The organism is Geothrix fermentans DSM 14018, assembly GCF_000428885.1.
Lineage (GTDB): Bacteria > Acidobacteriota > Holophagae > Holophagales > Holophagaceae > Geothrix > Geothrix fermentans.
Genome location: NZ_AUAU01000022.1, coordinates 53093 through 64319, shown reverse-complemented (window position 1 = coordinate 64319; position 11227 = coordinate 53093). Strand labels below are relative to the sequence as shown.

The 11227-nt window shown below is 69.1% G+C and carries 10 protein-coding genes; all 10 read left to right on the top strand.

Annotated features, from left to right (window positions below):
* The first annotated feature begins 211 nt into the window (after nt 1-211).
* The 10 genes from G398_RS17210 (at nt 212) to G398_RS0108335 (ending at nt 10877) form a co-directional block, all read left to right on the top strand.
* A complete protein-coding gene (locus G398_RS17210) occupies nt 212-904 on the top strand; it encodes a protein-L-isoaspartate(D-aspartate) O-methyltransferase (protein ID WP_157492337.1) in 693 nt (230 codons plus the stop codon).
* Between the two features lie 48 nt (nt 905-952).
* A complete protein-coding gene (locus tag G398_RS0108375; RefSeq protein ID WP_157492336.1) occupies nt 953-2920 on the top strand; it encodes a hypothetical protein in 1968 nt (655 codons plus the stop codon).
* Nucleotides 2921-3138: 218 nt separating this feature from the next.
* Entirely contained in the window at nt 3139-3513 is a 375-nt protein-coding gene (locus G398_RS0108370; protein WP_026853268.1) for a response regulator, read from the top strand.
* Between the two features lie 56 nt (nt 3514-3569).
* Nucleotides 3570-4328, top strand: coding sequence for a hypothetical protein (locus G398_RS0108365; protein WP_026853267.1), 759 nt, complete (start codon nt 3570-3572; stop codon nt 4326-4328).
* Nucleotides 4325-4831 (top strand): chemotaxis protein CheD, encoded by a 507-nt coding sequence (locus G398_RS0108360; RefSeq protein ID WP_084512291.1) that lies wholly within the window; start codon nt 4325-4327, stop codon nt 4829-4831. The genes G398_RS0108365 and G398_RS0108360 overlap by 4 nt, the downstream gene beginning before the upstream one ends.
* 8 nt (nt 4832-4839) lie before the next feature.
* Nucleotides 4840-6465, top strand: coding sequence for a chemotaxis protein CheA (locus G398_RS0108355; RefSeq protein WP_026853265.1), 1626 nt, complete (start codon nt 4840-4842; stop codon nt 6463-6465).
* Between the two features lie 78 nt (nt 6466-6543).
* Nucleotides 6544-8184, top strand: a complete 1641-nt coding sequence (locus tag G398_RS0108350) for a methyl-accepting chemotaxis protein (RefSeq protein ID WP_026853264.1) — start codon at nt 6544-6546, stop codon at nt 8182-8184.
* An 11-nt stretch (nt 8185-8195) separates the two neighbouring features.
* A complete protein-coding gene (locus tag G398_RS0108345) occupies nt 8196-8747 on the top strand; it encodes a chemotaxis protein CheW (RefSeq protein WP_052571695.1) in 552 nt (183 codons plus the stop codon).
* A gap of 14 nt (nt 8748-8761) precedes the next feature.
* On the top strand, nt 8762-9670 hold the full coding sequence (locus G398_RS17205; RefSeq protein WP_052571694.1) for a CheR family methyltransferase: 909 nt from the start codon (nt 8762-8764) through the stop codon (nt 9668-9670).
* Between the two features lie 133 nt (nt 9671-9803).
* On the top strand, nt 9804-10877 hold the full coding sequence (locus G398_RS0108335; protein WP_052571693.1) for a protein-glutamate methylesterase/protein-glutamine glutaminase: 1074 nt from the start codon (nt 9804-9806) through the stop codon (nt 10875-10877).
* The last annotated feature ends 350 nt before the right edge of the window (nt 10878-11227 follow it).

Here is an 11227-nt window from a genome sequence, read left to right as displayed (position 1 = left end):
GTGGAGGTTCATCCGGGTTGCCTCTGCGAAAGCCGCTGTGTGGTAACAACAGCTTCCCAGCTCAACCCGGATGAACAACCTCCTTGGCAGTTACACCTAGACATGCGGTGTTGCCCCACGCGGATCCCCGGCTCGCCGGGGATCCGCGCTGGCGCGAGCGTCCGGGAGAAGTACCCTCGTACCCATGCGGAGGCAGCTTGGAGTGGCCCTGATGCTGACCCTCGGGGGCTGTGACCCGGAACCGGCCCGGCCGGCCGCCCCGGTGGCGGATGAGGTGCTGGCCCAGGCCCGGGCGCGCATGGTGCGGGAGCAGATCCTGGCCCGGGGCGTGGCCGATCCCCGCGTGCTGGAGGCCATGGGCCGGGTGCCCCGGCACGAGTTCGTCCCCGAGGGGCAGCGGGGGGAGGCCTACGAGGACTGGCCCCTGCCCATCGGCTACGGCCAGACCATCTCCCAGCCCTACATCGTGGCCTTCATGACCGCCGCCCTGGAGCCGAAGCCCGGCGACCGGGTGCTGGAGGTGGGGACGGGCTCGGGCTATCAGGCCGCCGTGCTGGCGGGGCTGGTGGCGGAGGTCTACACCATCGAGATCGTGGAGCCCCTGGCGCGGCGGGCGGAGGGGGACCTGAGGCGCCTGGGCTACGGGAACGTGAAGGTCCGCGCCGGGGACGGCCACCGGGGCTGGCCCGAGGCCGCCCCCTTCGACGCCATCATCGTGACCTGCGCGCCCGAGGACGTGCCCCGGGCCCTGGTGGAGCAGCTCCGGCCCGGGGGCCGCATGATCATCCCGGTGGGTTCCCAGTGGGGGGCCCAGGAACTGTACCTCCTGCGGAGGACGGCCACGGGGATGCGGCGGCAGGCGGTGCTCCCCGTGCGCTTCGTGCCGATGGTGGGCGGGCGGTGACGGGGCTGTTCGTGGGGGGGGCCGGCGAAGCGGGTTATCCTCTTGGCCATGTCCTCCTCAATGGAGCGAGAATCCAGCCCCCTGATCCAGGCCCGGAAACTGGTGCGGGGCAAGGCCCTGTCCCAGCAGGACCTGCAGCTGCTCAAGGAGATCCTCCAGTACACGGAGGGGGAGCTGGGGCCCCTGCTGGACTCGGGGTCCAGGCAGCCCTCCCCGGCCGCCGACTCCCCACAGCTGGTCCGCCTCCAGCGCTCCCTGGGGCTCTTCCTGGTCTTCCTCAACCACTTCTCCGGCCCCAAGCCCGGGAAGGAGCGGGTGGCCATGGGGCAGGTCCTCTCCCATAGCCTGAACGAGCTGAAGGCCATCGCCCAGGAGGCCAACGCCGAAGTCCTCCAGACCCACGAGGAGCCGGCCTGGGTGGTCTACCTGCTGGACTTCATCGCCTCCCTCCGGACCATGGCCACCTCCTTCGGGCCCGAGGACTCCTTCCAGCTCCTGGACGACTGGGCGGCCTTCGTCCAGGAGCGGCGGGACAGCTTCAAGGAGATGCTCAGCGTCCTCGCGGACGGGCCGGGCGGGGAGGACCGGGTCGCGAGCCTCAACAGCCACATGAAGACCCTCAACCGGGCCCTGCAGGATGCGGACGGCCGGCCCATCGAGGCCATCCACCGCCTGGTGGACCTGCTAGAGACGTTCGTCCCCGCCGAGACCCTCTCGCGGGTGGAGCCCCTGCTGCTGGTCCAGCATGTGCTCGACACGCTCCGCCTGGTGCTCATGTGGCCCCTGGACCAGGGCATCAACTGGGGCGCCCTGGCCCAGATCCGCGGGAGCCTGACCTGGCTCTGGAACCACCTGGGCTGGTCGCTGCCGCGGTTCGACGACCGGCGGCTGGAGTCCATGCTCACCCAGGATGTGCGCGCCACCCTCAAGGGCGTGCGCGGCTCCCAGCCCAAGGCCTTCCGCCTGCTGGCCCACAGCCTGGCCTCCCACCTGACCATCCTGGGCCTGGTGGACCCCATCCCCGGGGCGGGCAACATGTCCGAGCAGGAGCGGTACGCCGCCGTGCCCACCTACTTCGTCGTGGAGCACGAGCTGGGGCGCCTGGCGGAGCAGCTGGGCCAGGTGCAGGCCCTGGCGGGGCTGCCGGAGGGGGCCGAGGACACCCTGCTGCTGGCGGCCTTCCTCCGGCAGGCGGTGCTGACCCTCTGCCAAGACCAGAACACCACCTACGAGCTCCTGCACGAGGCCCTGGCCCAGGGGGATGCGGACAACCTCGCCCTGACTCTGGACCACCTGAAGAGCGGGCTCATCAACCACCAGCGGCAGCTGATGGCCGACCTGGTGAAGCTCTTCTCGCCGGAGATCCGCCAGAGCATGTTCCCGAACTCGCCGACGCTGAAGGACGAGGGGGACCAGCTGCGGCAGCGGCTCTACCGGCTCTGGGAGCAGCTGGCCCGCCTCCTGCCGAGGCTCCGGGGGCAGGTGCGGGAGAAGGACTACCTGCGGCTCTCGCTCACCCTCTTCCAGGCCCACAACCACGTGACGGCCTTCCGGCGGAGCCCCGAGTTCTTCCTCATCCGGGCCCGGGACCGCTCCGAGATGGACAGGCTGACCGCCGCCTTCGGTCGGATTCTTGACGCCCAGAGTGACCTGGAGTTCGCCCTGGTCAGCGGGGTCGAACTGGTGGAGGAGCTGTTCGCCTATCTGGAGGACTTCCTGGGCCGCATCAACGCCCGCTCGCCGCTCATCAGCCACGACCTCATGGTGGCCAAGGAGGCCTTCCGCCTCAGCCAGCAGCTGCAGGAATCCCAGGGGGCGGCCCCGGGGCGGATCCGGCTGGCCAAGATCCTCATCCAGTCCACCAAGAAGCTGGGCGTCCGGGACCCCCAGACCCTGGCCCTCCTGCGGCGCTGGGTGCGCTCGGAGCGCGGTCGGCACGAGACGCCGGATCCCATCGACGCCCTCAGCTCCCACCTGGAGCGCCTGGTCACCCGGCTGGAGGCGGCCCAGGGCTGAAGTGGGCTGGTCAATCATTGACCGCCATGGACAGATTCTGATCTTGGCCCCGACCGGGCGTTTCATGCCGTGTTATACAAATCTATTCAAATATGCAATTAGTTCGATCGTGGGAATTGGCGATCGAATTGCTAGCGGTACCCAAGGTTGCATCTGGTTTGTGAACGGCCAGGGCGTGGCTTTCCATCGCCCGGTCCACCGTCCTTTTGGGGAGCCCCATGACTCAACGGAAGAAAATCCTGCTCGTCGATGACTCCAGCACCGTGCTCATGGTCGAGCAGATGATCCTCAGGAACAGTCCCTTCGACATCCTCATCGCCCGGGACGGGGAAGCCGGGTTCGAGACGGCCGTGAAGGAGCGCCCCGACCTGATCCTCATGGACGTGATGATGCCGCGCATGGATGGGTTCGATGCCCTGCGGGAGATCCGCGCCCACGAGGAGATCAAGGACACGCCGGTGATCATGGTCACCACGCGCGGCGAGGGCGTGAACATCGAGACGGGCTACACGGCGGGCTGCAACGACTACGTCACCAAGCCCATCAACGGCTCCGAGCTGCTGAGCAAGATCAACAACCTGATCGGGTCCTGAGGCCCGGAAGCGCCCCGCCTGTCCCGGAACCCGAAGTCGATCCCTGGAGCTCCCCTGTGGCCAACGATCCCAATCAAGAGTCCTATGTCCGGCGCGTGCTGGAGGAGACCCGCGAGTACGAGCGGCGGCTGCGGGAGGACAACGAAAGCCTCAGGGAGCTGGTCGCCACCCTCGAGTGCGAGCGCATCGCCCTGCGGAAGCGGGTGGAGGAGCTGGAGGCCGGGGTCACCCAGCAGCTGACCGAGATGAGCACGCTGCGGGAGCGCCTCACCGCCCAGGTGAACGCGAACCTCAAGTCCACCGAGCAGCAGCTGGCCATCGAGCAGCAGAACACCAACCTCGCGAACCTCTACGTCGCGAGCTACCGCCTCAACGGGGCCCTGGACCGGGCCGAGATCGTGGACGCCATCCGGGAGATCGTCATCAACCTGGTGGGCTGCGAGGAGTTCGCCCTGCTGGAGCCGGACCATGGCGGCGCCTGGAAGGTGTGCAGCTCCATGGGCCTCCCGGAGGATTTTCTGGCCCGCATGGCCACCCCGGAGAGTCCCTTGGCCGGCCACCTGGAGTCGCGGCGGCTGCACGTGACCGACCCGGCGGTCCTCAGCGTGGACGAGCTGGACCTCTCCCGGCCCACCGCCTGCGTCGTCATGAGCGTCGGCGACGAGGCCGTGGGGGCCGTGGCCATGTACCGCCTGCTCCCCCAGAAGTCGGGCATCGAGCCCCTGGACCGGGAGATCTTCGACCTGCTGGCCGCCAACGCGGCCATGGCGCTCTACCGGGTGAAGCTCCAGGAGCAGGTGAAGGGGGTCCAGTGATCCGAACCGGGGCGGGAATCCCGGCGGAAGCCGCCCGGGAGGCCGGGGCGGGGACCTCCGTGTACCTGCATCCGGGGCACCTGTTCGCCTCGCCCACGCCCTGTACCGTGACCACCATCCTGGGTTCCTGCGTGGCGGTCTGCCTGTGGGACCCCCTCACCCGCGCCGGGGGCATGAACCACTTCCTGCTGGCCCACCATCCGGCCATGGATCCCGGCTCGGCGCGCTACGGCGACTCGGCCACGGACCTGCTGATCGAGGCGGTGCTCCGCGCGGGCGGGGCCCGGCAGCGGCTCCAGGCCAAGCTCTTCGGAGGGGCCTGCGTGCTGGGCTCCGCCGCGGCCCCCGGATCCGTGCATCTGGGGTTGAAGAACGTGCTGGTGGCCCGTGAGCGGCTGGCGGCGCATGACATCCCCGTGGTGGGCGAGGACGTGGAGGGATCCCGCGGCCGGAAGATCCATTTCCTGACCCAGGACGGTTCGGTCCTGGTGAAGACGCTCTAGGAGGCCGCATGGAGATCGACCTGAATGCCATCCGCGCGACCTTCTTCGCCGAGACCGGCGAGCACCTGAGCGAGTTCGAGGGCGCCCTGATCGAGCTGGAGCGTCAGCCCGGCGACCAGGCCCTGGCCAAGACCATCTTCCGGATCGCCCACACCATCAAGGGCGACGCCTCCATGGTGGGCTACACGGCCATGACGGAGTTCGCCCACGGGCTGGAGAGCCTGCTGGAGAAGATCGCCGGCGGGACCCAGCCCTTCACGCCCGCCCTGGCCACCATCCTCCTGCGCTCCGTGGACATCCTCCGGGGACTGGCCGGGGCCGAGGATCCGAGCCTGCTGCCGGCGGCCGCCCGGGGCCTCCTGGGCGAGCTGGAGGGCGCCTCCGGCGGGACGGAACCTGCCGGGCAGGAGCCCCAGCCCGGGGCCGAGCGGCGGTCCCGCGCCCGGGATTCGGCCCGGACGCTGCGGGTGAAGGTGGCCAAGCTGGACCGGATGCTGGACCTGGTCGGGGAGCTGGCCATCAGCCGCGGACGGCTGGATACCCAGCTCGCCGCGCTCACCGGGGCGAAGGCCGCGGCGGTGCAGGACGCGCACCGGGACCTGGACCGGCTCTTCAACGAGCTCCAGGAGCACGTGATGCAGGCCCGGCTCGTGCCGGTGGGCACCCTCTTCCAGGGCTACACCCGGGCGGTGCGGGACCTGGCCCTCCAGACCGCCAAGGAGATCGACCTGGCGATCGAGGGCAGCGAGGTGGAAGTCGACAACGCCGTGGTCGAGCAGCTGCGGGAGCCCCTCATCCACCTCATCCGCAACGCCGTGGACCACGGCATCGAGAACGGGGTGGAACGGCGCGCCGCGGGCAAGCCGTCCTGCGGGCACATCAGCCTCAGGGCCCGCCATGAGGCCGCCTTCGTCATCATCGAAGTCGCCGACGACGGCCGCGGGATGGTCCGGGAGAAGCTGGTCGCGCAGGCCCGGAAGTGGGGCGGCGTGGAGGAGGTCGACCGGCTCAGCGACGCGGACCTCCAGGACCTGATCTTCGAGCCGGGCTTCTCGACGGCCGCCAAGGTGACGGACCTCTCCGGCCGCGGGATCGGCATGGACATCGTGCGCCGCGCCGTCGAGCGCCTGCGCGGGACCATCACGGTGAAGAGCGTTCCCGGCCGGGGCACCACCTTCACGCTGCGCTTCCCCCTGACCCTGGCGATCATCGAAGGGTTCGGCGTCACCGCCGGGGACGAGTCCTACGTCCTCCCCCTGGACGCGGTGGTGGAGTGCGTGGACCTGCCCGCGGACCAGCGCAGCGAGACCGAGGGCTCCGGCGTGCTCAACCTGCGGGGCGAGCCCATGCCCTATGTGGGCCTCACGGCGTTCTTCGGGTTCGGCGGAGGCGGCGAAGGCCGGCAGAAGATCGTGGTGGTGCGCCACGGGGAGGGCCGGGCGGGCATCGCAGTGGACGGCCTCCAGGGCGAGTGCCAGGCCGTGATCAAGCCGCTGGACAACCTGTTCAAGAACGCCATCGGCATCTCCGGATCCACCATCCTGGGCAACGGCCGGGTCGCCATGATCCTGGATGTCCCCGCCCTCCTGCGCGAGGTGGTGGCCCGCACCGCGGCCCGATCCGAGGCGCCCTGAGACACTGCCAACCCGAAGGTCCACTTTCCCCTTCAGTCCCAGACCCTTCCGTCCGTTTGTTAAGTAAAGGAGTTCTCCATGCCCTCGATTCGAGACCTGAAGATCAGGACAAAGCTGTTTCTGGCGTTCGGCGCCATCGCCACCCTCCTTGTGGCCGTGGCCGTGGTTTCCAACAATGCCGTCGACCAGCTCAGCCGGGAAGCCAACAGCATCCTGAGCCATGAGTACGCCCTCGCCGAGGGTTTCACGAACATCGGCACGGACGCCCTCAACCTCCGCCGCTACGAGAAGGACGCCTTCCTCCAGTTCGAGGATGCGGGGAAGCGGGAGGGCTTCGTCCGGAAGTGGAAAGAGACCCACGCCTCTCTGGTCGAGAACCTCGACCAGGTGGATAAACGACTGGAGGCCAGCGAGGACAAGGAGGCCGTCCGGTCCATCCGCCTGGACCTCGGTACCTACTCCACGGAGTTCGAGCGGGTGCTCCCCCAGATCGACATGGGCCTCTTCAAGACCGCGCAGGAGCTGAACAAGGCCGCAGATACCTACAAAGATGCCATCCACCGGCTCGAGGCCACCGCGGAAAAGGCGATGACGAGGCATGAGAAGGAGATGGCCGCGAAGGCCCAGCAGATGCAGGGCTTCTCCCAGGCCGTGCTCCGGATGGTCCTGCTGGTCACGATCATCTCCGTGGTCGCGGCCCTGGTGGTGGCCTGGCGGATCTCCCGGGGCATCTCCGTCCCCCTGCTCCGGGTGGCCGACGGCATGCGCAAGATGGCCGAGGGCGACCTGAGGGACAAGGTGGATGTGTCCGGCAAGGATGAGCTGGCCGAGATGGGCGCCGCCTTCAACCGCATGGTGGAGAACCTGTCCCAGACCATCGGCGAGGTGAGAACCGGCGCCAACGCGCTGGCCTCGGCCGCGGCCCAGGTCTCCTCCACCTCGCAGGGGCTCTCCCAGGGCACCAGCGAGCAGGCCTCGTCGGTGGAGGAGACCACCGCCAGCCTGGAGGAGCTGAGCAGCTCCATCGAGCAGAACGCCGACAACAGCCGCCAGACCGAGCAGATGGCCATGCAGAGCGCCCGGGACGCCGACGAGAGCGGCCAGAGCGTGGAGAGGACCGTCGAGGCCATGAAGACCATCGCCGAGCGCATCTCGATCATCGAGGAGATCGCCTACCAGACCAACCTACTGGCCCTCAATGCCGCCATCGAGGCGGCCCGGGCGGGCGAGCACGGCCGGGGCTTCGCCGTGGTGGCCACCGAGGTCCGCAAGCTCGCCGAGCGGAGCCAGACGGCGGCCAAGGAGATCAACGAGGTGGCCGGGGGCAGCGTGGGCATGGCCATCAAGTCCGGCGAGCAGCTCAAGGAACTCGTCCCCGCCATCCGGAAGACCGCCGAGCTGGTCCAGGAGGTGGCGGCCACGTCGCGTGAGCAGGCCAGCGGCGTGAAGCAGATGAACAAGGCCATGACCCAGGTGGACCAGGTCACCCAGCGGAACGCCTCGGCGGCGGAGGAGCTCTCCTCCACGGCGGAGGAGCTGTCCTCCCAGGCGGAGGCCCTCCAGCAGCTGGTGGCGTTCTTCAAGGTGGCCAACGAGGATGCCGGGTCACGGCCCGCTCCCGCCGCGCACTACCTGCATCCGGAACCGGCTCCGCTGGCCGCCAGGTCCCTGAAGCCCGCGGTGGGCTTCGGGCAGGACCAGCACTTCAAGCGGTTCTGAGGGAGGCGCCGATGGACACGAACGTCCTGGCCAACCTGGCCAACGAGGACCACAGCCAGTACCTGTCGTTCTTCATCGCGGACGAGGAGTTCGCGGTGAAGATCCTCAAGGCCCGGGAGATCCTGGAATACGGGACAGTCACCAAGGTGCCCGGCGCCCCTCCCACGGTGCGCGGTGTGATCAATCTGCGCGGTTCCGTGGTGCCCGTGGTGGACCTGGCCCTGAAGTTCGGGCTCCCCGAGCGCGAGGTCACGAAGCGCACCTGCGTCGTGATCGTGGAGGTGGTCCAAGGGGAGGAGAAGACGACCATGGGGGTGATCGTGGATTCGATCAGCCAGGTGGTCGAGCTCCCGCAGGAGCAGATCGAGCCCGCCCCGGACTTCGGCACCAAGGTCAAGCTGGAGTACCTGCTGGGGATGGGCCGGTCCGGGAAGAAGTTCGTCATGGTCCTGGACATCGACAAGGCCCTGTCCCCCTCCGAGCTTTCCTCGGTCACCGCCATCGCCGGCCAGGCCGCCGCCGAGGCGGCGCCGGAAGGCGCGGGGGCCCGGCAGGGCGACTGAGGCCGCCGCCGACCATGGACAAGCCGCGGAACCCCGCCCCGGACGCCGCCGGGGAACACCCGCTCAGGAAGGATGAGTTCCGCGCCTTCCAGGACCTGATCCACCGGGAATCGGGGATCTTCCTCGCGGACCACAAGCAGGCCCTCCTGGGCGGCCGTCTCCACTCCCGGCTGCGGGCCCTGGGCCTCGCCACCTACGGCGACTACTTCAAGGCCGTGCAGAAGGACGAGGCCGAGCGCATCGAGATGCTGGACCGGATCTCGACCAACGAGACCCACTTCTTCCGGGAGCCCCACCAGTTCGAGTTCCTGAAGACCCGGGTGCTGCCGAGGTGGATGGAAGATGCGCGGGCCGGGACGCGCTCGCGGTCCATCCGGATCTGGAGCGCCGCCTGCTCCACCGGGGAGGAGCCCTACTCCATCGCCATGCTCCTGCTGGACCAGCTTCCGGCCTCGGAAGGCTGGTCCATCGAGATCCTGGCCACGGACCTGTCCACCCGCGTCCTGCAGCGCGCCAAGGATGCGGTCTGGCGCATCGAGAAGGCGGAGGAGATCCCCACGCCCTACCTCAAGGCCTTCATGCTCCAGGGGACGGGCCCGGAGCAGGGCAAGATGAAGGCAGGGCCGGAAATCCGCTCCCTCGTCACCTTCTCCAGGATGAACCTCAACAGCCGGCCCTATCCCGTGCCGGGCGGGTTCGACCTCATCTTCTGCCGGAACGTGCTCATCTACTTCAATGCCGCCACCAAGGTGAACGTGGTGGAGGAGCTGCTGGCCCACCTCTCGCCGGCGGGCCTGCTGTTCCTCGGCCATGCGGAAAGCCTCCACGGCCTCACCGAGCGGGCCCGCAGCGTGGGCCCCACCATCTACGCCCCGCTCCAGTCCACCTACTTCAGCGGCCAGAAGCTGCCGCGGCTGCGCTGAGCGCGGATTCAGGCGCGGGGCGCGGCCGCCGATAAGCCGGGAAGACGTGCGTATCCACTTGATTCGCGCCGTCGAGTCACGTACCTCTATTCAGTCAGGCCACGCCTGGGTCACGCAGGCAGGGTGGAGCACCATGGCAGAGTTCCAGCGCAGCATCGGACACACCCCGATCCAGGTCCTGGTGGTGGATGATTCGGCCGTGGTCCGGCAGGCGCTCACATCCATCCTGGGCGGGGAACGGGACATGCGCGTGACGACCGCGCAGGATCCCATCTTCGCCCTCCAGAAGATGCAGACGGCGCGGCCGGATGTCATCGTCCTGGACCTGGAGATGCCGCGCATGGACGGGATCACCTTCCTGCGGCGCCTGATGGCGGAGGATCCGCTGCCCGTGGTGATCTGCTCGAGCCTGGCGGCGCGCGGCGCCGAGGCCGCCATGCTGGCCCTCGAGGAGGGGGCCCTGGCGGTCATCACCAAGCCCCAGCTCGGGGTCCGGGATTTCCTCCACGAATCCGCCACGCAGGTCATCGATTCCGTCCGTGCCGCCGCCCATTCGCGCCTGCGGCGGCGCAGGCCGGCCCCCGCCCAGGAACGGCCGGCAGGGACCCCGACCCTCGGGACCACCACGGACCAGGTGGTGGTGGTGGGGGCCTCCACCGGGGGGACCGAGGCGCTCCGGGAGCTGCTCTCGGCCATGCCCGTGGACTGCGCGGGCATCGTGGTCGTCCAGCACATGCCGGAGATGTTCACGGCGGCCTTCGCCAAGCGCCTGAATGAGCTCTGCCGGATCGAGGTCAAGGAGGCCGAGGACGGCGACGGCATCCTCACGGGCCGGGCCCTGATCGCCCCCGGGAACCGCCACACGGAGGTGGCCCGGTCCGGCGGCCGCTACGTCGTCCACGTGAGCGACGGCCCCCTGGTCTCCCGGCACCGTCCCAGCGTGGACGTGCTCTTCCACTCCGCCGCCCGGGCGGCCGGGTCCAACGCCGTCGGGGTGATCATGACGGGCATGGGCGACGACGGCGCCGACGGCATGCTGGCCATGAAGCGCGCCGGAGCCCACAACCTCGCCCAGGACGAGGCCAGCTGCGTGGTCTTCGGCATGCCGAAGGAGGCCATCGAGCGGGGCGGGGTGGATGCCGTCGTGCCGCTCCCCACGCTGCCGCGGGCCATCCTGGATACCGTACGGCGGGGGCGGCGGGGCTGACCGCCCGGCTCTCGGCCACCTAATTATCGGTGAGCCTCAGCCAGAAAAGCGGAACGCAGAGGGCGCAGAGACCGCCCTTCGGGCGCGCGGAGAGCGCAAGGGGGCTCGACCCACCATGCGTGGGCCCGCCGAAGGCGGCCTCCGGCGTTGCCGGAGGTCATGGGAGGCGCCAGGGCCGCGCACCCCAAAAAGAGCGCGACCCTGGCGCACCATGGAGCCCACGCTTGCGAAGCTGCACCCCCAAATCAGCCGCAGCCCCGTTTTCAATCTGTGTGAATCTGTGAAATCTGTGGACCTGAGGCCGTTTCTCCGTCATCTCCGGCTCCAGCCTTCATCTTGCGAACATGGGG

What these genes read in the sequence shown, in the direction of transcription:
- G398_RS0108375 (WP_157492336.1), top strand. Translation starts at nt 953, where the DNA reads ATGTCCTCCTCAATGGAGCGAGAATCCAGCCCCCTGATCCAGGCCCGG.
- G398_RS0108350 (WP_026853264.1), top strand. Translation starts at nt 6,544, where the DNA reads ATGCCCTCGATTCGAGACCTGAAGATCAGGACAAAGCTGTTTCTGGCG.
- G398_RS0108335 (WP_052571693.1), top strand. Translation starts at nt 9,804, where the DNA reads ATGGCAGAGTTCCAGCGCAGCATCGGACACACCCCGATCCAGGTCCTG.
- G398_RS17205 (WP_052571694.1), top strand. Translation starts at nt 8,762, where the DNA reads ATGGACAAGCCGCGGAACCCCGCCCCGGACGCCGCCGGGGAACACCCG.
- G398_RS0108345 (WP_052571695.1), top strand. Translation starts at nt 8,196, where the DNA reads ATGGACACGAACGTCCTGGCCAACCTGGCCAACGAGGACCACAGCCAG.
- G398_RS0108355 (WP_026853265.1), top strand. Translation starts at nt 4,840, where the DNA reads ATGGAGATCGACCTGAATGCCATCCGCGCGACCTTCTTCGCCGAGACC.
- G398_RS17210 (WP_157492337.1), top strand. Translation starts at nt 212, where the DNA reads ATGCTGACCCTCGGGGGCTGTGACCCGGAACCGGCCCGGCCGGCCGCC.
- G398_RS0108370 (WP_026853268.1), top strand. Translation starts at nt 3,139, where the DNA reads ATGACTCAACGGAAGAAAATCCTGCTCGTCGATGACTCCAGCACCGTG.